We start from the raw sequence: 24,710 nt of genomic DNA, 5'->3' as shown, positions 1-24,710 counted from the left end.
GATGAAGAAACGTTGCGACGCGAGGTTGAGGCCAATGTGCGTGAACGCAACGCCAAAGCCATCCCCATCAAGTGGAAGTTCTCCACTCAGGATGCCCGACGTAAGCTTGCTCGTCTTTATCCTCGCGTTTCAACGTGACTGGCTACTAGGCGTGTGACCGCAGACAGTACAACAAGTACGGCAAGGTCACACAACAACGCCAGGGGGTTTTGTTAGCGGCTCTTAGTCGTCGGCGGCGGTATTGTCAGCATCCACCGCACCAACCTCGGCGGCGTCCACCGCGTCAAACCAGGTTTGCACCACTTGCTCGACGGTGTCCATGCCCTGTTTTTTCAGGCTGGAGAACAATTGCACGCTGACGGTGTCGCCGTATTGGGCCAGCTCGGCCTTGACCTTGCGCAGGGTGGTGGCTTGTTCCTGGCGGCTGAGTTTGTCGGCTTTGGACAGTAAAATATGCACCGGCCGGCCGGTGGGGGTGAAATAGTCCAGCATGCGCCGGTCGAGGTCTTTCAGCGGATGGCGGGCGTCCATGATCAGCAAGAGGCCAATCAGCGAGCTGCGCTCGCCCAGATAGCGGCCCAGGAGCTCCACCCAGTGGGCGCGCACGGCTTCCGGCACTTCGGCGTAGCCATAACCGGGCAAGTCCACCAGAAAGCGTTCGTGGCCCAGGTCAAAAAAATTGATGTGCTGGGTGCGGCCAGGGGTTTTCGAGACATAAGCCAGCCGGGTGCGGTTGGCCAGGGTGTTGATGGCGCTGGATTTGCCGGCGTTGGAGCGGCCGACAAAGGCCACTTCGGCGCGGGTGTCCGGCAGGTCGCGCAAGTGATTGACGGTAGTGAAAAAAGCGGCGTTTTGAAACAGCGGCATGGCATTCTTTCAGGCCGGCGCGGCGCGCCGGATGGCAAAGACGATATTGTCTGCGCGCAGGGTCGGCAAGGCCAGCGCTTTTTTTGCCCGCCCGGCCCATGCCATCAAGCTAATTGGCCGTGGCCACTGCGTATTTTCACCAAAACCCTGCTCGGGCCAGTGGCAACGGCAAATCCCTTTGGTATAGAATAGTAAGGTTCAAAATTCTACTTTCCGACAGCGGTCAAGCTTGCTGTTCGCGCCCGATTGTGCGGTCCTCGGGCCGGGCGGGCGCCGCTGGGCCAAAAATCTCAAGGAGTTCTCATGAAGGTTACCAAGCTGCTGGCTGTGGCCGGCCTCGCGACGGCAGGGTTTGCTTTTGCCAACTCGCCGGCTGCTCCGACCGCCAAAGCGGATCCGGCCAAGGGCAAAGTGCTGGTCGAGCAAGTGTGCGCCGCCTGTCACGGCGCGGACGGCAACAGCGTTGCCGCCGCCAACCCCAGCCTGGCCGGCCAGCATGCCGACTACATCGTCAAGCAACTGACCGAGTTCAAGTCGGGCGCGCGCAAAAACCCGATCATGATGGGCATGGCCGCTCCGCTGTCGCCGGAAGACATGAAAAACGTCGGCGCTTACTTCTCTGAACAGAAGATCAAGCCGCGTGACGCTGCCGACAAGGCGCTGCTGCCGGAAGGCAAGAAAATCTTCAAGGGCGGCGTGGCCAGCACCAAGATCCCGGCTTGCATGGCCTGCCACGGCCCCAGCGGCGCCGGCATTCCGGCCCAATACCCGCGTCTGGGCGGCCAGCACGCTGGCTACATCGTGGCGCAGATGACCGCCTTCCGCAGCGGCGAGCGCGCCAACAACACGGTGATGCGCGACATCGCCCTGAAGATGACCGACGCCCAGATCAAAGCCGTGGCCGAGTATATCTCCGGCCTGCGCTGATCCCGGACGCAACTTTTTCGACGGCGTTTCGTCCAAGCCGCGCTGGTTTATTTGCCAGCGGCGGCGCTGTCCTGCCAACGGCCCGCGCGCATTGTCTGCTCGCGGGCCGTTGGCCGTCATGGCCGCCCGCAGCGCGCCATGCGATACTGCCGCCCGGACGCCGGCTGACGGCGATTTGATAGATTTTTCCTCCGCAATATGCGGCGCTTGCGCCGGCCGTGGCGGAGTCTGATTGTGACGTGAATGCCTATGCGCGCGCCTTCCCGCTCGAGCCCTGCGCTCGCCAGCCTCTACGAGCTGTTCAGCTCCATGCGTTTTGCCATCAGCCTGCTGACCCTGCTGGCGATTGCCTCGGTGATTGGCACCGTGCTCAAGCAAAACGAACCCTACCCCAATTATGTGGTGGAATTCGGCCAGTTCTGGTTTACCGGCTTTGAATGGCTGGGCCTGTTCGATGTGTACCATTCTTCGTGGTTCTTGCTGATTCTGGCTTTTCTGGTGCTGTCCACCAGCTTGTGCATCTGGCGCAATGCGCCGGGTTTTATCAAGGACATGAAGGGCTACCGCGAGAAAGCCAGCGAAAGCTCGCTGGCGGCCATGTCGCACAGCGTGGCGCTGCCGGCGGGCGTCAGCGCCGCCCAGGCCAGCGCCTATCTGCGCGGCCAGGGGTTTTTGGTGCGCGAGGCCAGCCGCGAAGACGGCGTGCTGGTGGCGGCCAAAAAGGGCGCGGCCAACAAGCTGGGGTATTTTCTGGCGCACATCGCCCTGGTGGTGATTTGTCTGGGCGGCCTGCTGGATGGCAATGTGCCGCTGAAAGTGGCGGAGCTGTTTGGCAAGGTCGTGCCAGAAACCCGGGATATTCCGCAAAGCCAGATTCCGCCGCAAAGCCGGCTATCCACCAGCAATCTGTCGTTTCGCGGCAATGTCACCATCCCGGAAAACAGCACGGCTGATGTGGTGTTTCTGAATGCCGGCAATGGTTATTTTGTGCAGGATTTGCCCTTCCTGGTGACGCTGAAAAAATTCCATGTCGATTATTACAGCACCGGCATGCCCAAGCTGTTTGCCAGCGATCTAGTGGTGACCGACAAGCAAACCGGCAAGGAAACCGTGGCCACGGTGAAGGTGAACCACCCGCTGATCATCGACGGCGTGGCGATTTATCAGGCCAGCTTTGGCGATGGCGGCTCGCCGCTGCGCTTTAAGGCCTGGAACCTGGGCGTGCCCAACGCGCCGGCGCAAACCCTGGCGGCCAAATCGCTGGGCAACCAGCCGGTGGAAATCAATAGCCAGCGCTACCAGCTGGAAGCCGGCGAGCTGCGCACTTTCAATATCGAGAACGTCGGCGACAACAACGCCGCCATGGGCGTGAACAAAACCTTCCAGGAGGTAATGCAGAGCGCCGGCCAGGTCAAGCACGACAAGCAGCTGCGCAATCTGGGGCCGTCGATCACCTACAAGCTGCGCGATGCCCAGGGCCAGGCGCGCGAATATCATTTGTACATGTCGCCAATCAGCCAGGATGGCCGGCCGTACATGATGGCCGGCATGCGCAGCGAAGTGGCGCAGCCGTTTGCCTATCTGCGCCTGCCGCTGGACGACAACAATAGCCTGGACGACTTTATGCGCCTGCGCGCGGCGCTGATGGACGCCAAGGTGCAAAGCGAAGTCGCTCGCCGGGTGGCGGCGCAAGCGCTGGCCGGCCAGGCGATTGGCCGCGAAATGCGCGAGCCGTTTGAGCAAAGCGTGCGCTGGGTGCTGGACCGCTTTGGCCAGGGCGGCTTTGCCGCGCTGGAAAGCTTTTTGGATGAGCGGGTGCCCAAGGACAAGCGCAAGGACGTGGCGCAGACCTATATCAAGATCGTGCAGGGCGCCGTGGTGGAGGTGGACGCCGTGGCGCGCGAGCGCGCTGGCCTGCCGCGCCGACCGGTCAACGAAGCCAATTATCGCTTCCTGATCGACAGCCTGGTGGGGGTCAGCGCCCTGTTTGACTACGGCGCGCCGGTGTTCATGCAGCTGGACAGTTTTGACGAAGTCAAGGCCACCGGCCTGCAAATCACCCGTTCGCCGGGTAAGACTATCGTCTATCTTGGCTCGGTGCTGCTGGTGCTGGGTATCATCTGCATGTTTTACATCCGCGAACTGCGCGTGTGGGTGCTGGTCAAGTCTGATCAGGTCCGCGTGGCGATGGCGTCCAACCGCAAGACCAGCGACCTGGATCGGGATTTCGAGCGCCACAGCAATGCGCTGCAACAACTGGCAAGAGGTGAATGATGGAACTGGTTCAACCGCTGCACGCGCCGGGGTTTTCCCTGCGCCAGCTTAATGGCCGCGACTGGCTGTACGCCCTGGTGGTGCTGGCCGCCGCCGGCGTGGCGTATTCCCGCTATGGCCACGCCATGGATGGCTACGAGCAAGGCATTCTGGCCGGCTCGGCGCTGGGCCTGATTGCGCTGGGCTGGTTCTGGAAAAGCTGGCAATGGTATTTCCCACTGTCCGGCGCGCTGGCGCTGGGCGGGCTGGCCTTGTATGGCGATGATCTGGCGCGCGGGCAAACCAGCTTTGGGCTGAAGTTTCTGCTCAGCAGCCAATCGGCCATCATGTGGATGTGTTTTTTGTATTTTCTGGCCACGGCGGTGTACTGGCTGGGCCTGCTGCGCCGCTCGGATTTTCTCAACCGCGTCGGCAGCGGGCTGACCTGGGCCGCCACCGTGCTGGGCCTGACCGGCCTGTTTGTGCGCTGGGGCGAGAGCTATCTGATTGGCGCGGATGTCGGCCATATCCCGGTGTCCAATCTGTACGAAGTGTTTGTGCTGTTCTGTCTGATCACCGCGCTGATGTATCTGTATTACGAAGCGCGCTATCAGGCCCGGCAGATGGGCGCTTTTGTGCTGGTGGTGATTTCCGCCGCCGTGGGTTTTATCCTGTGGTACACCTTCGACCGTCAGGCGCATGAAATCCAGCCGCTGATTCCGGCGCTGCAATCGTGGTGGATGAAAATCCACGTGCCGGCCAACTTTGTCGGCTATGGCGCCTTTGCCCTGTCAGCCATGCTGGGCGTGGCGGAGCTGCTGGCCATGCGCGGCATCCTCACCAACAAGCTGCCCAAGCCGGAAGTGATCGACGAGGTGATGTACAAGGCCATCGCCGTGGGCTTTTTGTTCTTCACCATCGCCACCGTGCTGGGCGCCATGTGGGCGGCCGACGCCTGGGGCGGCTACTGGAGCTGGGATCCAAAAGAAACCTGGGCGCTGATTGTCTGGCTGAATTACGCCGCCTGGCTGCATGTGCGTCTGGTCAAGGGCTGGCGCGGCGCGGTGCTGGCCTGGTGGGCGGTGATCGGGCTGTTTGTCACCAGCTTTGCCTTTATCGGCGTGAATATGTTCCTGACCGGTTTGCACTCTTACGGCACGCTGTAAAAAAATTCTTGTATTCCTGACCGAAACCGTCTTTACTGACTTCAGGGCGGCAGCAATCGTGCCGCCCTGACAAACCGGTTGCCATCCAGCCGGTTTGCCCGAAGTTGCCGGTGGTCTGATCGGCGGAAAGACCTGGAGCGATGCTCCTCACCGCCTGCACGCGTTTTCCCGGCGCGTAGACCCTTCACCGGCCGGAGCTGCGTCTCTGTGCAGCATGTCGCCAACCCAGCGCCTGCGCCTTGTGCGTGCGGCGAGTCTTCAACCTGCATCATTTCATTGAAGTCACGAGTTGTTTGTACGTTATGCTCCGTCACGAGGCCGCCTTTGGGCGGCCTCTTTCCATTTATAGCCCGCGCGGCAAACACTCTATTACAATGTGAACTATCTGCTCACTTCAGAGGCGCCCACCATGACCGACCCCCGCCCGATTCGCCGCAACCCGGACGTGCTCACCGACACCCTGGCGGTAGCCGGCAAACAGCTGATCGACGTCGGCTGCGGCAATGGCCATCTGGTGCGTCACCTGGCCCGCCATGGCGCGCAGGTGCTGGGGGTGGAATGCAGCCCGCGCCAGCTGGCCGCCGCGCACGCGGCCGCACGCGTGGCCGACGAAACCATCGTCGAAGGCGTGGGTCAGGCCTTGCCCGCTGCCGACGCCAGCGCCGACATCGTGGTGTTTTTCAACTCGCTGCACCACATCCCTGGCGAACACATGGCCACCGCGCTCAACGAAGCCTGCCGCGTGCTGCGCGCCGACGGCGTGGTGTACGTGGCCGAACCGCTGGCTGAAGGTGAGTTTTTTGCCCTGTGCCGCGCCGTGGACGACGAAACCCAAGTGCGCGCCGCCGCCCAGCACGCCGTGCTCACCCACCCGCGCCTGCGCCTGGCGCAGACGTTTGATTATCTCCACCCGGTGGTGCTGGCCGACTTTGCCGCCTTTCGCGAGCGGCTGGTGTCAGCCAATCACGAGCGCGAAGCGCGCTTTGCCGCGCATCAGGCCGAGCTCAGCGCCCTGTTTGCCCGCTCGGGCCAGCCGGTGGACGATGGCCGGCTGTTTATCCAGCCGATGCGCGTGCATCTGTTGCATCCGCTCCCGCCGGGCTGAGCGCCGGTGTGGGCGCCAGAAATGTCGCACGATAGCCACGCCAACGGCGCATAAGCAATTGCCCGCCGCCCCGGATTGGGGGATGATTGGCATTCATTGTCGATTCACTGCACTGTCATGGTGCGGCAATGCGTTCCACCCCTGCTTATGCCCTGGCGGCGTCGCCCCTGACCGCTGCCCACAACCTCTACAGGATGCTGTTTTGCCATGTTTGAACATGTAGACGCCTACGCCGGCGACCCGATTCTGACCCTGGTCGAAACCTTCAACAAAGATACCCGCGAATCCAAGGTGAACCTGGGCATCGGCCTCTACTACGACGAAGCCGGCCGCATTCCGCTGCTGGAATCGGTGCGTCAGGCCGAAGCCGCCCGCGCCGCCCAGCCGGCCGCCCGCCCGTACCAGCCGATGGAAGGCGCCGCCAACTATCGCCAGGCCGTGCAACACCTGCTGTTTGGCGCCGAGCACCCGGCCGTCAAGGAAGGCCGCATCGCCACCATCCAGACCATCGGCGGCTCTGGCGCCATCAAGATCGGCGCCGACCTGCTCAAGCGCTACTTCCCGGCCAGCGAAGTGTGGGTCAGCAGCCCGACCTGGGATAACCATCGCTCGATGTTCGAAGGCGCTGGCTTCAAGGTGCACGACTACCCGTACTACGACGCCAGCACCGGCGGCGTGAACTTTGCCGCCATGCTCGACACCCTGAAGTCGCTGCCGGCCAAGAGCATCGTCCTGCTGCACCCGTGCTGCCACAACCCCACCGGCGTGGACCTGAACCAAGAGCAATGGCTGCAAGTCATCGCCGTGGCCAAGGCCAACCAGCTGATCCCGTTCATGGACATCGCCTACCAGGGCTTTGGCGACGGCCTGGACGAAGACGCCTTCGCCATTCGCGCCATGACCGAAGCCGGCGTGAGCTTCCTGCTGAGCAACTCGTTCTCCAAGAACCTGTCGCTGTACGGCGAGCGCTGTGGCGGCCTGTCGGTGATCTGCCAGAACGCCGAAGAAGCCAACCGCGTGCTGGGCCAGATGAAGTTCACCGTGCGCCGCAACTACTCCAGCCCGCCGACCCACGGCGGTCAGGTGACCGCTGCAGTGATGAACACCGCAGAACTGCGCGCCATCTGGGAAGGCGAAGTCGCCGAAATGCGCGTGCGCATCAAGGCCATGCGCCAGAAGCTGTTTGAAGTGCTGACCGCCAAGGTGCCGGGCCGCGACTTCAGCTACTTCGTCAAGCAACGCGGCATGTTCAGCTACACCGGCCTGACCCCGGAACAAGTGGACCGCCTGCGCGAAGAGTTCGCCGTTTACCTGGTGCGCTCCGGCCGCATGTGCGTGGCCGGCCTGAACACCCGCAACGTCGAATACGTGGCCGACGCCATGGCCGCCGTGCTGAAGGGCTGATTCAGCGCCCCAAGCCAAACTGGCGCTGCGCTAGTTTGGCTGCCAACAAAAACCCCCGCTGGTGACAGCGGGGGTTTTTGTTGGTGCATACGCTCAATGCCGCGAAAACAAATCGCGCAATTTGCACAGCGTGGTGGTGACGTCAAAACGCGGGTCGGGCAGCGCTTCGCCGGCCAGGATTTGCGTCAGCGCCGTGGCCGGGTCGTCTTCGCCGGTCAGCAGCACATCGGCGCCGCGCTCGCGCATGTGGCGGATAAAGCCCTCGCCAGCGCTGCCGGCCACCACCAGATCCACCCCATCCAGCGGGTGCGGGGCGTCGTCCTTGAAGTGATGCATCACCTGCTCGGGGGCCAGCTTGATCAGCGTGGGCGCCGGCAGCAGTTGTTGCGGAGTGTGGCCGTGCAGCAGGTAAAGCAGCCAGTGACGCGCCTTGCCGGCGTGGCCGGCGACGCGGGTGTAGTTATCGGTGGCAATGGCGATTTTCATGGTCGGTCACAGTGAAAAACAAAAATCCGTCTAGGCGCAACGCGCCCGCATGCTCACCGCCACATCGCGCGGCGCGGCGTGGTAGGGCGCGCTGCTGACCAGCAGGCCGGCCCCGGCGCGGGCGTAGTCGGCGGCGTTGCCGGCGTGCACGCCGCCTGCGGCGGCAATCAGCGGCGGCGCGGCGCGCTGGCGGGCGTAAGCCACCACCTCGGCCAGCTGGGCCGGGGGGCATTTTTCCAGTTGAATCACCTCGGCGCCGGCGTCGATCCAGCGGCGCGCTTCGGCCGGGTCGGCCACTTCCACCACGGTCTTGCGCTCGCTCCAGCTGCGCAGCGCCATCAGCATGGCCTCGGGGCTGGCGTCGGGTAAAAATGTGCGATGTTCAGCAAACAGCAGTAGGGTTTCCGACACACTCAGCCGGTGCGGCACGGCGCCGCCGGCCAACACCGCCTTGATGCAGGCGACCTTGCCACCGGGAAACGTCTTGCGTGTGCAGGCCACGCCAATATCCGGGCTGACCGCGCGGGCGGCGTCCACCAGCGCGCTGACCGCGCTGGCAATCCCTGATAGATACTCCATCAGCGTTTGCGCCGGCTTCCACAGCCGATGCAGCGCATCGGCCGCACCGCTCACCGTCAGGATAGGCTCGCCGGCAACCAGTCGGGCGCCGCTGGCGCGGGCAGGCTGATCAATGTGCAGGCCCAGCATCTGCGCCATGCGCTGGGCGTCTTCGCTGGCGCACAGCGTCATCGCCTGGCGGGCGGCAAAATGCAGCTCGCCCTGATGCGCGCCCAGGCCCAGGGCAAAGCTGGTGGCGTCGCCGTATGGGCTGTCTTCGTGCAATAACTGTTCCAGCAGGGAATCGGGCAGGCAGTAGGGGTTCATGGCGGGCTCATCGCAGCAGCAAGGGGACACCAGACACGAGCAAGGCGCGCGCCAGCGTCCGCCTGCCGCCATCAGTCAGGGCAAATCGTAGCCGTAGGAATGAATCACCGCGCGCGCCTTGGCGCTCTTCAGGTAGGTCATCAACGCTTGCACCGCCGGCTTGCCGGCGCCCTTGTTCAATACCACGGCGTCCTGGCGAATCGGGCTGTACAGCGTGCCTGGCACTTGCCACATCGAGCCGGAAGTCAACTTGCCGTCCACATACACTTGCGACAGGGCGACAAAGCCCAATTCGGCATTGCCGGTGGCGACAAACTGATGCGCCTGCGAGATATTTTCCCCCTGCACGATCTTGGGCTGGAGCGCGGGCAACAGCTTCAGCTTGTCCAGGGCTTCCATCGCCGCCTGGCCATAAGGGGCGGTTTTCGGGTTGGCGATCGACAGGCGGGCAAACTCGCCTTTTTTCAGCACCTCGCCCTTGCTGTCCACATAGCCCGGCTTGGCCGACCACAGCACCAGCTTGCCAATGGCGTAGGTAAAGCGGCTGCCCGCCACGCCAGCTTGTTCTTTTTCCAGCTTGGCCGGGGTTTCGTCGTCGGCCGACAGCAGCACCTCAAACGGTGCGCCATTGGTGATCTGGGCGTAGAACTTGCCGGTGGCACCAAACGACAGCACCGCCTTGTGGCCGGTGTCTTTCTCGAATTCGGCGGCGATTTTTTGCATCGGCGCAGTAAAATTGGCCGCGACGGCGACGGCAACTTCGTCAGCTTGGGCCAAGGGGGCAAAGGCCAGCAGCACGGCGGCAGAGGTCAGAACGGGACGCCACATGGCAAAACTCCTGGGTGGGTGAAAAATGGGTTGATTGATCGCGCAGCAATCCTGGTTAGACGCGCGGCCGCAGACGGCAAGGCCGTGCAACGACGCCAGGAGGGTTTTGTGAGCGGCTCTTAGGCGACGCTTACTGATAGGTGCACAGAATCACCGCTGAAGCCTTGAACACCGCGCACACCTTGCCGCCAACTTCCAGCCCCAGCCGTTCCAGGCTGTCGTGGGTGACCACGGCGCACAGCGATTTGCCGCCGGGCATCACCAGGGTGACTTCGGCGTTGACCGGGCCATCGACAATGCGGCTGATTTCGCCCCACAGCTGATTGCGCGCGGTGGTTTTCACCTTGTTGTCGGTCAGCAGCAAAATCGACGAGGACTTCACCAGCGCGTACAGCTCCTGGCCCATGTGCAGCTGAAAATTCTCGGCCGATTCGCGGGTGATCACCGCCACCAGCTCGTTATCGGCGTCCAGGCGCAGGCGCACTTCGTAATCGACATCGCCTTCACGCAGCGCACACACCGTGCCGGCAAACTGGTTGCGCGCGCTGCTGCGCATCGACATGCGCTTGAGCAACTGGCGGAACTGGGCAAAATCACCGTGCTCGCTGCTGTGCATATTGGCGGCCAGACGGTCCAGCGCGGCCTGATATTCGCTTTCCAGCGCGCGGTACAGCGCCACCACTTTTTCGCCATACGGCGTCAGCGTCGAGCCGCCGCCGTGCCGCCCGCCGGTCACGCGGGTGACCAGCGGATGCTCGGCCAGATTGTTCATGGCGTCGATGGCGTCCCACGCCGCCTTGTAAGACAAGGGCACCGCCTTGGCCGCCTGCGAAATCGAGCCATGCTTGGCAATGGCTTCCAGCAGGCGGATGCGGGTGTCGCCCAAAAACGTGCCCAGCTCGGTGTCCACTTCCAGCTTGCCGCGCAAGCGTGGTAAAGAAGGATGCATAACGCTCTCCGGTAAAATAAGCCCAAACCCATTTTGCCAGCTCAGACGGCCCGGAAACACCGGCCAGGCTGGCATGCTGCATGCTTGAAGGCTGTATAGTCAGTTAGTCAACCCTGCTGACAAGCAAAACCAGCGCCATGTCATCGCGCCAGCCCGACCTTGTGCGGTTTTGTGCGCGTTACTCAGCCCCGCGCCGCGCATTCAGATTCAGCTTTGCCAACCAGTCAACGTCAACCCAGGAGCCTCATCATGCAAGTCAGCGCCCGCAATGTCTTTGCCGGAACCCTCACCGCCGTGGTTTGCGGCGCCGTCAACGCCGAAGTTGAACTCACCACCGCGGGTGGCGATGTGCTGGTGGCCGTGGTCACCGCCAACAGCGTTCAGGCGCTGGGGCTGGCGGTGGGCGTCAGCGCCGTGGCCTATGTCAAAGCGCCGCTGGTGATGCTGCTGACTGGCGGCGAAGGCATGCGCTTTTCTGCGCGCAACCAGCTCGCGGGCGTGGTCAGCGCGCTGACGCGCGGCGCGGTGAATAGCGAAGTGGCGCTCACCCTGCCCGGCGGCACGGTGGTGTATGCCGTGGTCACCAACGACGCCATCAAAGAGTTGGACCTGCGCGAAGGCGCGCCGGCCACCGCGCTGATCAAGGCCAGCCATGTGGTACTGGGCGTGCCGGCCTGACCGCGACGCACCCACCGCCGCATCCCGCGCAAGCGGAAATCCAGAAGCTATCCACCGCGTGGGACAGTGGTGATTTCACCAACGCCCGCCCTAACGCGGCATTTCCGGGCTGAACACATAAAATCCGCGCGGCAGGGTGGCGCCGCCGGCGCCGATCAAACGAAACACCAGCCAGCGCTCGTCACGCAGCCGCCAGGCGGCCAGCATTTCTGAATACGCCACCGCCGCGCCCGCGCTGGCATCCTGCGCCGGCAGCGCGTAATGGTGGGCGGTGTAGCACGGCTGCTCGTCGGCGTCGTAGCCCACCCAGCGCTGGGCGTCCAGTTGGTATTCCTGGAACTCTTCTACCCACAATGGCGCTTCCACCCGATCGGCCCAGGCGTCGGGCAAATAGCCGCGCCAGTTGTGCGCGCCCTCCACGGCTGCCGCGCTCGCGCGTATGGTGTCTGCCCAGCTTTGTTGTCCTTGCTGCCTGTCCAGTCTCATCGCGCGCCTCCTGCTTGCTGTTTTTGCCATCCGCCTGGCCGGTGGCCTGTCTTTCATGCCCAGCAGATGCCATGCCAGTTTATTTATTCATTTAAATCAGCCAATTACACCAACACCACCACGAGCAGCTGTTCGATGTATAACAAAATATACAACGATTGTCGCACACATGCCATACGCCATCCGGCAGACAAGACAACGCCCCGCACCGGCAAACCGGGCGGGGCGTGTCAACCAGGGAGAACCACTCACAGCACTCAGCGAAGCGGCCCTGGCCAGGCGTGTGACCGCAAACCGTACACGCCGTATGGCAAGGCCGCGAACAACCTCAAGGGGGTTTTCAGCGGCGCTTAGCCGACCAGCAATCAGCCTTGCAGGCGGGCGCGATGGCGGGCGATTTGCGCGCGCACTTGTGCCGGGGCAGTGCCGCCGATGTGGTTGCGCTGGGCCAGCGAGCCTTCCGGGGTCAGCACGGCGTACACGTCGTCGTCAATCAGCGCGCTGAACTGGCGCAGCACGTCCAGCGACAAGTCGGCGATGTCCACGCCCTGCACTTCGGCGTGGCGCACGGCGCGGGCCACCACTTCGTGGCTGTCGCGGAAGGGCACGCCCTTTTTCACCAGGTAGTCGGCCAGGTCGGTGGCGGTGGCAAAGCCTTGCAGCACGGCGGCGCGCATGGCTTCGGGTTTGACGGTGACGCCGCGCATCATGTCGGCGTAGATGCGCAGGGTGTCGATCAGGGTGTCCACCGTGTCGAACAGCGGTTCTTTATCTTCCTGATTGTCCTTGTTGTAGGCCAGCGGCTGCGACTTCATCAGCATCAGCAGGGCCAGCAGATGGCCGGTGACGCGGCCGCTCTTGCCGCGCACCAGCTCGGGCACGTCCGGGTTTTTCTTTTGCGGCATGATCGAGCTGCCGGTGCAAAAGCGGTCGGCAATATCAATAAAGCCCACGCGCGGGCTCATCCACAGGATCAGCTCTTCCGACAGGCGGCTCAAATGCACCATCACCAGCGAGGCGGCGGCGGTGAATTCGATGGCAAAGTCACGGTCGGACACCGCGTCCAGCGAGTTGTGACAGACGTCGTCAAACCCCAGCAGCTGGGCGGTGTAAAAACGATCCACCGGGAAGGTGGTGCCGGCCAGCGCGGCGGCGCCCAGCGGCAGGCGGTTAACCCGCTTGCGGCAATCCACCATGCGCTCGCCGTCGCGGCCGAGCATTTCCACATAGGCCAGCATATGGTGGCCAAAGGTCACCGGCTGCGCCACCTGTAAGTGGGTGAAGCCCGGCATCACCGTGTCGGCGTGCTGTTCGGCCAGATCCAGCAGGCTGGTTTGCAGCGCGGCAATCAGGGTAACGATATGGTCGATGGCGTCGCGCAGATACAGGCGGATGTCGGTGGCCACCTGGTCGTTGCGGCTGCGGCCGGTGTGCAGGCGCTTGCCGGCGTCACCGATTTTGTCGGTCAGGCGCTTTTCCACGTTCATGTGCACATCTTCCAGGTCCACGCTCCATTCAAAGCGGCCTTCCTGGATGTCTTGCAGAATCTCGGCCATGCCGGCTTCGATGGCGCTCAAGTCGGCTTCGGACAGCACGCCGGCGCGGGTGAGCATGGCGGCGTGGGCCAGCGAGCCCTGGATGTCGAACGCGGCCATGCGTTTATCGAAATCAACCGAGGCGGTGTATTTTTTGACCAGTTCGGAAACCGGCTCGGAAAAGCGGCCGGACCAGGCGTGCGCGTCTTGCATGGCGAAGTGTCCTGAAAAGATGGGCGTCGCCGGCCTGCGGCAGGCGACGAAATCGGGGTAAAAACGCGATTATATCAGCCGCGCGGCTCAGGGCTGGGCGCTGCGCTGCTGCTTGACGCCCCAGGTGGCGTCCAGCCGCTGGCGAGCCAGGCCCAGATCGGTGACCGCATCGCGCTCAGCCGCCTCGGCGCGCGCCTGCTCGGCCTGCGCGGCATCCAGCGCGCGCTGGGCGGTCACCAGCTGGCCTTCGGCGTTCTGCCGGTTTTGGCGAGCCAGATCGGCCTCTTGCCGGGCTTTTTCAGCAAAGCGGGTGGCGCGCTGGTAATTCATCTGCGCGGCCAGCAAATCATCGTCAATGGTCTGGGCGGCGGCAACAGCGGCCAGCAGCGCGCCAGCCAGCGCCAGAGAGCGCGTCAGCAGCAACATGGCGAACCTCGGGGTGTAGAGTGGGATGGCGGGATGATACCCGAAGCGGGCAACAAGCGTTTATCATCAAGCGCTTTACACCTGCTTGCAGAGGATGAGGCCATGGCCGCTGGCGAACTCGACCCCGGTCTGATGATCTGGCACGGCAACCAGCTGGAAGACCTGCGCGATGTGCTGGCCGCCTGGCTGCGCCGCCAGCCCTTGGCGCCGCTGGAAAACGAAATCATCCTGGTGCAAAGCCAGGGCATGGGCCAGTGGCTGAAGCTGGCGCTGGCCGGCGGCGATGGCGTCAGCGCGGCGGTGAGCATGCAGCTGCCGTCGCAGTTTTTGTGGCGCGCTTACCGCGATGTGCTGGGGCCGGATGCCGTGCCGGCCGATTCGCCGCTGGAGCGGCGCACCCTGGTGTGGCGTTTGATGCGGCTGTTGCCAGCCTTAAGCGCCGGGCCGGAGTTTGCCGTGCTGCGGGGGTTTCTGGCCGGCGACGACGACGGCCGCAAGCTGTTTCAGCTGGCCGGCAAGCTGGCGGAACTGTTTGACCAATACCAGGTGTACCGCGCCGACTGGCTGGCTGACTGGCAAGCCGGGCGCGATGGCCTGGCGCAGGCGGACGGGCAGTGGCGGGCGCTGACGGACGACGACCGCTGGCAGCCGGCGCTGTGGCGCGCGCTGCTGGCCGATATTGCCGCCGACGGCCATCAGGACATCGGCCGCGCGCAGATTCACCAGCAGTTTTTGCAGGCGCTGGCCGCCGCCCCGAGCCGCCCGCCGGCCTTGCCGCGCCGGGTGGTGGTGTTTGGCATTTCCGCCCTGCCGCAGCAGGCGCTGGCCGCGCTGGCGGCGCTGGGCCGCCATTGCCAGGTGATTCTGGCGGTGCACAACCCCTGCCAGCATTATTGGGGCGATCTGGACGACCCGAAAACCATCGCCCGCCGCCTGGCGCGGCGCGGCGCTGGCGCGCTGCCCAGCCGCGACAGCCTGTACGCCGACAACCAGCCGCTGCTGGCCGCCTGGGGCCGGCATGGCCGGGATTTTCTGGCGCTGCTGGACCAATACGACCAGCCCGAGCGCTATCAGCCGCAACTGGCCAGCCAGGGCCAGCGCATTGATTTATTCACCGAGCCAGACGCCAGCCGGCTGCTGGGCCAGCTGCAACACGGTATTTTTGATCTTACCCCGCCGCCGGCCTCGCCCGAGGCGCGCCAGCCGGTGGCGGCGGACGATGACTCGCTGTGTTTTCACCTTGCCCACAGTCGCCAGCGCGAAGTGGAAATCCTGCACGACCAATTGCTGGCCTATTGCGAGGCGGCGCAGGCTGCCGGCGCGCCGCTGGCGCCGCGCGATATTGTGGTGATGACGCCGGATGTGGCCGCCTACGCGCCGCATGTGCGCGCGGTGTTTGGCCGCATTCCGCCCGGCGACCCGCGCCATTTGCCGTTCACCCTGGCCGACCGGCGCGCGCGCGACAGCTCGCCGCTATTGCGCGCGCTGGATGCGCTGCTGGCCAGCCCGCACGCGCGCTTTACCGTCAGCGAGGTGTTTGACCTGCTGGACGCGCCAGCGCTGGCGCGCCGCTTTGGCCTGCAAGCCAGCCAGCTGCCGGCCTTGCGCCAGTGGGCGGAACAGGCCGGCGTGCGCTGGGGGCTGGACGCCGACCAGCGCGCCCAACTGAACCTGCCCGACGGCCTGAACCAAAACAGCTGGGCGTTTGGCCTGGAGCGGCTGCTGTTGGGCTATGCGGTGGGCGATGGCGACGCCTGGGATGGCCGCATCCAGCCCTGCGACGAGGCCGCCGGCCTGGAAGTGGCCGCGCTGGGACCGCTGGCGCAACTGGTGGACGCCTTGCGCCGCTGGTCGCGCGTGCTGGCCGAGCCCGCCGCGCCTGCGCAATGGGGCGAGCGCCTGCGCCAGCTGATGGCGGATTTTTTGCTGCCGGACGACGACCACGAGCGGCGCATGCTGCTGCGGCTGGACAGCGCGCTGGAAGACTGGCTGAGCGCCTGCGCCGACGCCGGGCTGCACGCCGCGCTGCCGCTGGCGGTGGCGCGCGAAGGCTGGCTGGCCGGGGTGGACGAAGCCGCGCCGTCGCAGCAGTTTTTGGCGGGCGCGGTGAATATCTGCACGCTGATGCCGATGCGGGCGATTCCGTTTCGCGTGGTGTGTTTATTGGGCATGAACGACGGCGATTATCCGCGTCGCCAGCCGCCCAGCGACTTTGACCTGATGGCGCGCCCGTATGGCCAGCGCCCCGGCGACCGCGCCCGCCGCGACGACGACCGCTATCTGCTGCTGGAAGCGCTGCTGTCGGCGCGCGAACGCCTGCATATCAGCTGGGTGGGGCGCAGCGTGCGCGACAACAGCCCGCTGCCGCCGTCGATGCTGATTGGTCAGCTGCGCGACGCGCTGGCCGCCGGCTGGCGGCTGGCCGACGACCCCGAGGCCAGCGGCGAGCGCCTGCTGGCGGCGCTCAGCTGCGAACACCCGCTGCAACCGTTCAGCCCGCGCTATTTCAGCGGCGAAGACCCCCGGCTGTTCACCTACGCCAGCGAATGGCGCGCCGCCCACGACCGCGCCGATGCCGCCCCCACGGCGCTGCCGCCCGCTGCGCCGGCCGTCACCCTGGTGGGCGTCACCGAGCTGGCGCGGCTGCTGCGCCGGCCGACCGCGCATTTTTTTCAGCGCCGGCTGCGGGTGAACTTTGCCAACGCCGACGACAGCCTGCTGGAGCACGAGCCCTTCGAGCTGTCTGGCCTGGATGGCTACGCGCTGCGCGAGCGGCTGTTTGCCGCGCTGCGGCGCGGCGCGCGCGATGGCCTGTCGGCCGAGGCGGTGTGCGCCGCCGAGCTGGCGCGCTGGCAACGCGAAGGCGTGCTGCCGCTGCAAGCCGCCGAGGCGCGCTTTGCCGCGCTGGCCGAGCAAGTCACCCCGGTGTGGCAAGCCTGGCAGGCGCAGGCCGCGCACTGCCCGGCGCGGCCTGCGCGCGAAATCAGCCTGAGCCTGGCGCACGGCCTGCAACTGGAGGACTGGGTGCGCGAGCTGCACGACAGCGAGGCCGGCCTGTTGCGGCTATTGGCCCTGCCGCACCCGCTGCGCCACAGCGGCGGCTGGCGCGCCGAGCGCCTGCTGGCGCCGTGGCTGGCCCACCTGGCAGTGAACGCCGACCACACCCCGCTGCGCACCTGCCTGCTGGCCAGCGACGACGGCGACAATGGCCCGCTGTGCTGGCCGGCCATGCCCGCAGAACAGGCGCTAAGCCTGCTGGACAGCGTCGCCGAGGCCTGGCGCACCGGGCTGGATGCGCCGCTGCCGCTGGCCTGCAAAACCACGCTGGCCTATCTGCAATACCGATTGCGCCACGCCGACGACGAGCCGGCCGAGGTTGAAGCCGCCGCCTGGCAGGCCGCCAGCCAGACCTTTATCGGCGGCTGGAATCTGCGCGGCGAAGTGGACGACGACCCCTATCTGGCCCGCGCCTACCCCGACTGGCCGGCGCTGCTGGCCGGCGGCGAGCGCGCCCGCGACTGGGCCGAGCGCCTGTATCTGCCCCTGCTGCACGCCACCCTGTCGCCCAAGGAATGTTTGTGATGAGCCAGCCGCTGAACCCCTTGACCCTGCCGCTGTCCGGCAGCTGGCTGATTGAGGCCAGCGCCGGCACCGGCAAAACCTATACCCTGGCCGCGCTGTATGTGCGGCTGGCGCTGGGCCACGGCCCCGACGATGGCGCGCGGCTGCCGGCGCTGAGCCCCAGCCAGATTCTGGTGATGACCTTTACCGAAGCCGCCGCCGGCGAGCTGCGCGACCGCATCCGTCAGCGGCTCACCGGCCTGGCCGACTGGCTGCGCCGCGACGCCCCGGCCGCCGAAGCCGACGCCTTCAGCCTGGGTTTGCTGGGCGAGTTGGACGCAGCCGACGGCATGGGCCGCGAACAAGCGGCGCGGCGGCTGGCGCTGGCGGCCGATTTGCTGGACGACGCGGCGATTTCCACCATCCACAGCTGGTGTTTGCGCATGCTGCGCGAGCACGCGCTGTACAGCGGCAATCTGTTTGACGAAAGCCTGGACAGCGACGACGGCGCGCGCTACGCCGACAGCGTGCGCGACTACTGGCGCACCTTTGTCTATCCGCTGTCCGACGCCGACTTTGCCGCCGTGGCCGTGCACTGGGCCACCCCGGACCAACTGGCCGACGCCCTGCGCCCACTGCTGGGCGAACTGCCCGCGCCGCCCGCCGTCTGGCGCGGGCCGCTGGCGCTGGCGCACGGGCGTCAGCACAGCCTGCAAGAAGCCGCCGCGCTCAAAACCGGCTGGCCTGAGCGGGTGGCGGAACTGCGCGCGCGCTTTGCCGACTGGCAAGCGGCCAAGGCGTATAACGGCAACCGCCTGCGCGCCGCCACCCTGGCCAAACTGCTGGACGCGCTGGACGCCTGGGCCAGCCAGCCGCATCTGGCGCAGCTGGACGACAGCCTGGACTGGAGCCGCTTGTCGCCAGACTTCTTGGCGGAGATCTGGAAAGGCGACGGCCCGCCGCTGTGCGAGCCGCTGCGCGCGCTGGCGACGCTGCACAGCCAGCTGGCGGCGCTGACGCCGTTTCACCATGGCGTGCTGGCGCACGCCAGCCAGTGGCTGGGCCGCGTGCTGGACGCGCACAAGCGCCGCGAAGCGGTGATGGATTTTGACGACCTGCTGATTCGCCTGGACCAGGCCTTGCAGACCGACGCCAGCCACCCCGACCCCGAGCAGCGCGGCCGGCTGGCGGCGGCCATTCGCCAGCAGTTTCCGGCGGCGCTGGTGGATGAGTTTCAGGACACCGACCCGCGCCAGTACCGCATCCTCGATGCGCTGTATCGGGTGGCCGCGCCGCACCCCGGCACGCTGCTGGCGATGATTGGCGACCCGAAACAGGCGATTTACGCCTTTCGCGGCGGCGATATTTTTACCTACCTCACCGCCCGCGCCGCCGCCCACGGCCGCCATGTCACCCTGGACACCAATTTCCGCTCCACCGAGGCCATGGTGGCGCGGGTGAACGCCATGTTCGCCCGCGCCGAGGCCCGCCCTGGCGGCGCATTTGCCTTTGCCGACGACGCGGGCGCGCCGCTATTGCCATTTCAGCCGGTGCGCGCCGCCGGCCGGCGGGAAACCCTGCACCACCAGGGCGCGCCGCTGGCGGCCTTGCAGGTGTGGCTGGACGCCGAACCGCTGAACGCCGCCAGCTACCGCGAGCGCATGGCCGAGCGCTGCGCCGCCCAGGTGTGCGCGCTGCTGGCTGGCGCGCAAGCCGGCGACACCGGCTTTGCCGACGCCGACGGCGGCTGGCGCGCGCTCACCGCCGCCGACATCGCCATCCTGGTGCGCGACGGCGGCGAGGCAAAAAGCGTGCGCGCGGCGCTGACTCGACGCGGCATCCAGAGCGTGTATCTGTCCGACCGCGATTCGGTGTTTGCCAGCCGCGAAGCCGCCGACCTCTTGCACTGGCTGCGCGCCTGCGCCGAACCCACGCAAGAGCGCTGGGTGCGCGCCGCGCTGGCCACCGCCACGCTGGACCTGCCCTATGCCCGGCTGGACGCGCAAAGCGAGGCCGGCGCGCGCGACTGGGACGCCGAAGTCGAGCGCTTTGTCGCGCTGAACGCCTGTTGGCGGCGGCAAGGCGTGCTGCCCATGCTGCGCCAGCTGCTGCACCGCTTTGATGTGCCGGCGCGCTGCCTGGCGCGCGACGGCGGCGAACGCGCGCTGACCAACCTCTTGCACCTGGCTGAGCTTTTGCACGCCGACGCCGAACTGCTGGACGGCGAACACGCGCTGATCCGCCGCCTGGCCGAGCGCATCGCCCGGCCCGATCGCGGCGGCGACGAGCGCATTGTCCGCCTGGAAAGCGACGCCGGCCTGGTGCGGGTGGTGACCATCCACAAATCCAAAGGCCTGGAATATCCGCTGGCCATGCTGCCGTTTGCCGCCAGCTACCGGCCGGTGGACGGCGCGCGGCTGCCGGCCTATCGCTATCACCAAAAAGACGGCGACGCCTATCGGCCGGCGCTGTCGCTGTTCAAGCGCGAAGACGAGCGCCTGGCGCAAGACCGCGAGCGCCTGCAAGAAGACCTGCGGCTGTTTTATGTGGCGGTCACCCGCGCCCGCCACGCGCTGTGGCTGGGCATCGCCCCGCTCAGGCGCGGGCGCGGCAAGAGCAACACCTTGCACGAAAGCGCGCTGGGCCACCTGCTCAACGGCGGCGCGCCCATCGACGATGCCGCGGTGCCGGCACTGTGCCGCGACTGGCTGGACGCCGAACACGCCGCCGCCAGCGAGCTGGCCTGGGCTGAGCTTGACCCCAGCCTGGCCCCGGCGCGCTTGCCGCCGCCCGCCGACGCCCCGGCGCTGGCCGCCGCCCGCGCCTGCTGGCTGCGCCCGCCCGCGCCCTGGCGCATCAGCAGCTATAGCGGGCTGACCCTGCGCCTGGACGCCGAGGCCGCGCCGCTGGCTGAATCCGCCCATGACGACGTGGCCCAGGAAGCCCAGGCCGACGCCGAGCGCGAGCCGGCCAGCGCCGTGGGCGGCCTGCCGGCGCTGCTGGATGCGCTGCCGCCCGGCGCCGCCAGCGGCGTGTTTGTGCACAGCCTGCTGGAATGGATGGCGCACACCGGCTTTGCCGCCGTGGCCGCCAACCCGTCGGCGCTGCGCGACCGCGTGGCGCGCGGCTGCGCGCTGCGCCAATGGCCGCAACTGATCGACCCGCTGACCGAACAACTGCTGGCCTGGCTGCACACCCCGCTGGGCCTGCCCGGCGCGCCGGCCACCCTGGCCGGGCTGGGCGCCTATCAGGCCGAACTGGAATTCTGGTTTGCCGCCCAACAGCTGCCGCTGCCGGCGCTGGACGCCCACACCCGCGCCATGCTGCTGCCCGGCCTGCCGCGCCCGGCGCTGGCCGCCGACACGCTCAACGGCATGCTCAAAGGCTTTGCCGACCTGGTGCTGTGTCACGACGGCCGCTATTACGTGGTGGATTACAAAACCAACTGGCTGGGCCCGCTGCGCGCCGACTACGCCCCGGCCGCGCTGGCCGCGCCGCTGGCCGAGTCGCGCTACGACCTGCAAGCGGCGATTTATCTGCTGGCGCTGCACCGCCACCTGCGCGAACGCCTGCCCGACTACCAGTGCGAACGCCACCTGGGCGGCGCGCTGTATCTGTTTTTGCGCGGCTGGGACGGCCACGGCCACGGCGTGTGGCATGCCTGCCCCAGCGCCGCCGAGATGGACGCGCTGGACCAGCTGTTTGCCGGGGGCCGCGCATGAGTCCCCGCCGTATTTGCCCGCCTGCCGCCAAGGATGCGCCATGACCCACCCCGCCCCGCTGCTGGACATCCAGCCCCTGCTCGACGACTGGCTGGCGCGCCGCTGGCTGCGGCCGCTGGACGTGCGCTTTGCCGCGTTTTTGGCCGAGCTTGACCCCGACGCCGACCCGCGCGTGTGGCTGGCCGGCGCCTTGGCCAGCCACCAGCTGGGGCGCGGTCATCCCTGCCTGGATTTGCGCGCGCTGGGCCAGCACGCCTCGCTGGAAGACGCGCTGGGCCTGCCGCCAGAAGGCGCTCCGCGCGCCGCGAATGCGCTCATGCCGCCCGCGCTGTGGCCGTGGCCAGCCGCCGCCACGCCCTTGCTGGCCGAGGCGGACGCCGACGCCGGCCGCGCCTCGCCGCTGGTGCGCGACGGCGCGCGGCTGTATCTGCGCCGCTATTGGCAATACGAACAAGACGTGGCTGCCGCGCTGTGCGCCCGCGCCGCGCCACTGAGCGCCGCCGCGCAACCCACGCTGCCCGACTGGCTGCGCGCCAGCGGCGCCAAGCCCGACTGGCAAACCCTGGCCTGCGCGCTGGCGCTGCGCGGCCGGCTGACCTTGATCACCGGCGGCCCCGGCACCGGTAAAACCACCACTGTGGTGCGCGTGCTGGCGCTGCTGCAACACCAGGCCATCGCCGCTGGCGCGCCGCCGTTGCGCCTGCGCCTGGCCGCGCCCACCGGCAAGGCCGCCGCCCGGCTGAGCGAATCGCTGGAATCCGCCCGCCAGCGCTTGGTGGGCCTGGCCCCGGACGAGGTGCTCACGCACATCCCGCTGACCGTCAGCACCGTGCACCGCCTGCTGGGCAGCCGCCCGGACAGCCGGCATTTTCGCCATCACCGCGAAGCGCCGCTGCACGCCGACGTGGTGGTGGTGGACGAAGCCTCGATGATTGATCTGGAAATGATGGCCGCGCTGCTGGATGCGCTGCCGGAACACGCCCGGCTGATTCTGCTGGGCGACAAAGACCAGTTGGCCTCTGTCGAAGCCGGCGCCGTGCTGGGCCAGCTGTGCGCCCACGCCGACGCTGGCGGCTACCGCCCCGACACCCTGAACTGGCTGGCCGCCGCCGCCGACGGCGCGGATCTGGGCCCCTACGCCGCCCGCCCCGAACTGGCCGCGCCGCCCTTGGCCGACTGCACGGTGATGCTGCGCCACTCGCACCGCTTTGACGCCAGCAGCGGCATCGGCCAATTGGCGCAAGCCGTGCGCCAGGGCGCCGAGCTGGGCGCGCTGTGGGGCCGCTACGCCGACATCCGCGCTCTGCGCCTGCACGGCGAACACGACGCCCAGCTGGATCAACTTTTGCGCAACGGCTATCAAACCATGCTGCACGCCGTGCGCCAACGCCCAGCCGCCGACGCCGCCCCAGCCGATTGGGACGCCTGGGCGCAACACGCCCTGCGGGTGTTTGCCGGTTTTCAGCTGCTCACCCCACTGCGCCGTGGCCCCTGGGGCGTGGCCGGCCTGAACACCCGCGCCGAACAGGTGCTGGCCGCCGCCGGCCTGATCCAGCCCGAACGCGAATGGTATCCCGGCCGCCCGGTGATGCTCACCCGCAACGACCCCACCCTGGGCCTGATGAACGGCGACGTCGGCCTGACCGTGCTGGACGCCCGCCAGCAACTGCGGGTGATCTTCGCCCAAGCCGGCGCCGTGCGCTGGATCTCGCCGCTGCGGCTGCCCGACGTGGACACCGTATTCGCCATGACCGTGCACAAATCACAAGGCTCGGAATTCACCCACGCCGCCCTGATCCTGCCCGACCACCCCAGCCCCCTGCTCACCCGCGAACTCGCCTACACGGCGATTACCCGCGCCAAGGCGGAATTTACTTTACTGGAGGCAAGGGAAGGGATGCTGGCGCTGGCGGCGGGGACGGAGACGAGGCGGCAGAGTGGGTTGGGGGAGAGGGTAGCGGGGTTGAGGGGGTTTTATACTGGTCGTGTTTTTTCAAACACCCTGTAGGTTCAAGTTTGAACCGGTATTTCCCTGCTTTGCCGATGCTGTACGGTGTCGACATGTTCGAAAAACCGAGGCCATGCACGTATCCCTTTGATACAATGCGAAAAGCCCGCCAAAAAGGCGGGCTTTTCTAAACTACATCGTATATCCCTGAGGGCGGTTTCCCACAATCCCCAGTGGCTAGCTCCATCATGGTAGCTCAACACGATAATGGCTTCAAACGCGCCGCCGACATCAACAATCACCCCCGACTGCACAAGAAGTCGCAGTTAAAAACGCCTTTCGCCATCCTCGAATCAGCACTTACGAGGCGGCGACAACCGCGCTCCCTCCGGTGCGCGGGGCGCTTGAGCTGTATGACTGGAATGCTCAGGTTTCAGCTGCATTTCTCGCGCCCCTTCACCTTTGTGAAGTCGTCATCAGAAACGCGGTTGCGGGTGCCATTGCCGCCGTATACCGTCCCCTGTAGCCATGGCACGCTGACGTCACCGCATGGTTTCTCCCGTTCTGACAGCACCGGATTGTCAAATTAAATCTGAACTTCTACACATGGCGACGTCGAGCCTATTCAAACATCTCCAGCATCACCCCATGCCACACCTTGGGCTCAATCTCACCCAAGCGCCCAAGCAAGCGCGCTTTGTCCACACAACGCAGTTGATCTAGCAAAATGCGCGCGGGACGGCCATTGAACAGCACTTCGGGCCGACAGCCCAAGGGCTGTCCTTTGCTGGTGAGCGGCGCCACAATCACCCGTGGCAGCATGGCGTTCATGTCATCAGGCGACACCACCAAGGCGGGACGGGTTTTCTGGATTTCACTGCCCACGGTAGGGTCCAGATTCACCCAAAACACGTCACCACGCCGGATCAAGGCGCTGGTTTTCACCATTCCCATGCCTCGCTGTCTGCATCTGGGGGCAATTGCTGCCAGACATCCACATCGTCTTCGGCACGGTAGCCGTCAAACCAACCTGCTCGGGGTTGCTGAACAGGCTCGATCACAATTTTTTTGCCTTCCAGATGCAGTTCGATTTCATCCTGGATGCCACATTCTGCCAATAAGGGAGCAGGAATCAACACCCCTTGTGAGTTACCGATACGTCTGAGTGTCGTGCGCATGTCTGCCTCCTGAGGGCCCGCAAGTAATAACTTTGTTAGTACACCACAACTTCACCACAAAACCAAGCACACGCCAGCATCAAACATCGCATG

Annotated in this window: 19 protein-coding genes; 9 read left to right on the top strand and 10 right to left on the bottom strand. The window is 66.1% G+C overall.

Annotated elements, in window-relative coordinates:
* Positions 1-222: 222 nt before the first annotated feature.
* Entirely contained in the window at positions 223-867 is a 645-nt protein-coding gene (gene yihA / locus DFR34_RS13595) for a ribosome biogenesis GTP-binding protein YihA/YsxC (protein ID WP_110391709.1), read from the bottom strand.
* Between the two features lie 303 nt (positions 868-1,170).
* Between yihA and DFR34_RS13590 the strand changes: the two genes are divergently transcribed.
* The 5 genes from DFR34_RS13590 (at position 1,171) to DFR34_RS13570 (ending at position 7,722) form a co-directional block, all read left to right on the top strand.
* Positions 1,171-1,794: a c-type cytochrome gene (locus DFR34_RS13590; protein ID WP_110391708.1), complete on the top strand. Its 624-nt coding sequence runs from the start codon at positions 1,171-1,173 to the stop codon at positions 1,792-1,794.
* Between the two features lie 309 nt (positions 1,795-2,103).
* A complete protein-coding gene (locus DFR34_RS13585; RefSeq protein WP_245906894.1) occupies positions 2,104-4,068 on the top strand; it encodes a cytochrome c biogenesis protein ResB in 1,965 nt (654 codons plus the stop codon).
* Positions 4,068-5,213, top strand: a complete 1,146-nt coding sequence (gene ccsB, locus DFR34_RS13580; RefSeq protein WP_110391706.1) for a c-type cytochrome biogenesis protein CcsB — start codon at positions 4,068-4,070, stop codon at positions 5,211-5,213. The genes DFR34_RS13585 and ccsB overlap by 1 nt, the downstream gene beginning before the upstream one ends.
* A gap of 409 nt (positions 5,214-5,622) precedes the next feature.
* Complete coding sequence (locus DFR34_RS13575; protein ID WP_110391705.1) at positions 5,623-6,318, top strand: class I SAM-dependent methyltransferase; 696 nt, start codon at positions 5,623-5,625, stop codon at positions 6,316-6,318.
* A gap of 207 nt (positions 6,319-6,525) precedes the next feature.
* The gene (locus tag DFR34_RS13570; RefSeq protein ID WP_110391704.1) at positions 6,526-7,722 is read left to right on the top strand and encodes an amino acid aminotransferase; all 1,197 of its coding nucleotides are present in this window, start codon (positions 6,526-6,528) and stop codon (positions 7,720-7,722) included.
* A gap of 93 nt (positions 7,723-7,815) precedes the next feature.
* Here DFR34_RS13570 and DFR34_RS13565 read toward each other — a convergent pair whose 3' ends face one another.
* From DFR34_RS13565 to DFR34_RS13550, 4 genes are all read right to left on the bottom strand, one after another.
* A complete protein-coding gene (locus tag DFR34_RS13565) occupies positions 7,816-8,208 on the bottom strand; it encodes a NifB/NifX family molybdenum-iron cluster-binding protein (protein ID WP_110391703.1) in 393 nt (130 codons plus the stop codon).
* A 30-nt stretch (positions 8,209-8,238) separates the two neighbouring features.
* Positions 8,239-9,093: a ModD protein gene (gene modD / locus DFR34_RS13560; RefSeq protein ID WP_110391702.1), complete on the bottom strand. Its 855-nt coding sequence runs from the start codon at positions 9,091-9,093 to the stop codon at positions 8,239-8,241.
* A 75-nt stretch (positions 9,094-9,168) separates the two neighbouring features.
* Entirely contained in the window at positions 9,169-9,921 is a 753-nt protein-coding gene (gene modA / locus DFR34_RS13555) for a molybdate ABC transporter substrate-binding protein (protein WP_110391701.1), read from the bottom strand.
* Positions 9,922-10,051: 130 nt separating this feature from the next.
* Entirely contained in the window at positions 10,052-10,870 is an 819-nt protein-coding gene (locus tag DFR34_RS13550) for a TOBE domain-containing protein (protein ID WP_110391700.1), read from the bottom strand.
* A gap of 249 nt (positions 10,871-11,119) precedes the next feature.
* Between DFR34_RS13550 and DFR34_RS13545 the strand changes: the two genes are divergently transcribed.
* Entirely contained in the window at positions 11,120-11,548 is a 429-nt protein-coding gene (locus DFR34_RS13545; RefSeq protein WP_110391699.1) for a TOBE domain-containing protein, read from the top strand.
* Between the two features lie 90 nt (positions 11,549-11,638).
* Here the strand turns inward: DFR34_RS13545 and DFR34_RS13540 are convergent, their stop codons facing one another.
* From DFR34_RS13540 to DFR34_RS13530, 3 genes are all read right to left on the bottom strand, one after another.
* Positions 11,639-12,034 carry a hypothetical protein gene (locus DFR34_RS13540; RefSeq protein ID WP_110391698.1) on the bottom strand — a complete coding sequence of 132 codons (396 nt, stop codon included), beginning with the start codon at positions 12,032-12,034 and terminating at the stop codon, positions 11,639-11,641.
* A gap of 365 nt (positions 12,035-12,399) precedes the next feature.
* Entirely contained in the window at positions 12,400-13,782 is a 1,383-nt protein-coding gene (argH, locus tag DFR34_RS13535) for an argininosuccinate lyase (protein WP_110391697.1), read from the bottom strand.
* 87 nt (positions 13,783-13,869) lie between these two features.
* Positions 13,870-14,208 (bottom strand): hypothetical protein, encoded by a 339-nt coding sequence (locus tag DFR34_RS13530; RefSeq protein ID WP_110391696.1) that lies wholly within the window; start codon positions 14,206-14,208, stop codon positions 13,870-13,872.
* 102 nt (positions 14,209-14,310) lie between these two features.
* Between DFR34_RS13530 and recC the strand changes: the two genes are divergently transcribed.
* The 3 genes from recC to recD are packed head-to-tail and all read left to right on the top strand — an operon-like array spanning position 14,311 to position 23,499.
* A complete protein-coding gene (gene recC / locus DFR34_RS13525) occupies positions 14,311-17,790 on the top strand; it encodes an exodeoxyribonuclease V subunit gamma (RefSeq protein ID WP_211309420.1) in 3,480 nt (1,159 codons plus the stop codon).
* Positions 17,790-21,491, top strand: a complete 3,702-nt coding sequence (gene recB, locus DFR34_RS13520) for an exodeoxyribonuclease V subunit beta (RefSeq protein WP_158281835.1) — start codon at positions 17,790-17,792, stop codon at positions 21,489-21,491. Before recC ends, recB begins: the two co-directional genes overlap by 1 nt.
* A gap of 40 nt (positions 21,492-21,531) precedes the next feature.
* A complete protein-coding gene (recD, locus tag DFR34_RS13515; protein ID WP_110391694.1) occupies positions 21,532-23,499 on the top strand; it encodes an exodeoxyribonuclease V subunit alpha in 1,968 nt (655 codons plus the stop codon).
* A 561-nt stretch (positions 23,500-24,060) separates the two neighbouring features.
* Here the strand turns inward: recD and DFR34_RS13510 are convergent.
* Both DFR34_RS13510 and DFR34_RS16950 read right to left on the bottom strand, forming a co-directional pair.
* Positions 24,061-24,387, bottom strand: coding sequence for a type II toxin-antitoxin system PemK/MazF family toxin (locus tag DFR34_RS13510; protein ID WP_211309419.1), 327 nt, complete (start codon positions 24,385-24,387; stop codon positions 24,061-24,063).
* Positions 24,381-24,617, bottom strand: a complete 237-nt coding sequence (locus tag DFR34_RS16950) for an AbrB/MazE/SpoVT family DNA-binding domain-containing protein (RefSeq protein WP_146215152.1) — start codon at positions 24,615-24,617, stop codon at positions 24,381-24,383. Before DFR34_RS16950 ends, DFR34_RS13510 begins: the two co-directional genes overlap by 7 nt.
* Positions 24,618-24,710 lie beyond the last annotated feature (93 nt).

Origin of the sequence: Rivihabitans pingtungensis (assembly GCF_003201855.1) — a bacterium.
In the GTDB taxonomy this organism is placed as follows: Bacteria; Pseudomonadota; Gammaproteobacteria; order Burkholderiales; family Aquaspirillaceae; genus Rivihabitans; species Rivihabitans pingtungensis.
This window is presented reverse-complemented; position numbering and strand designations above follow the sequence as displayed.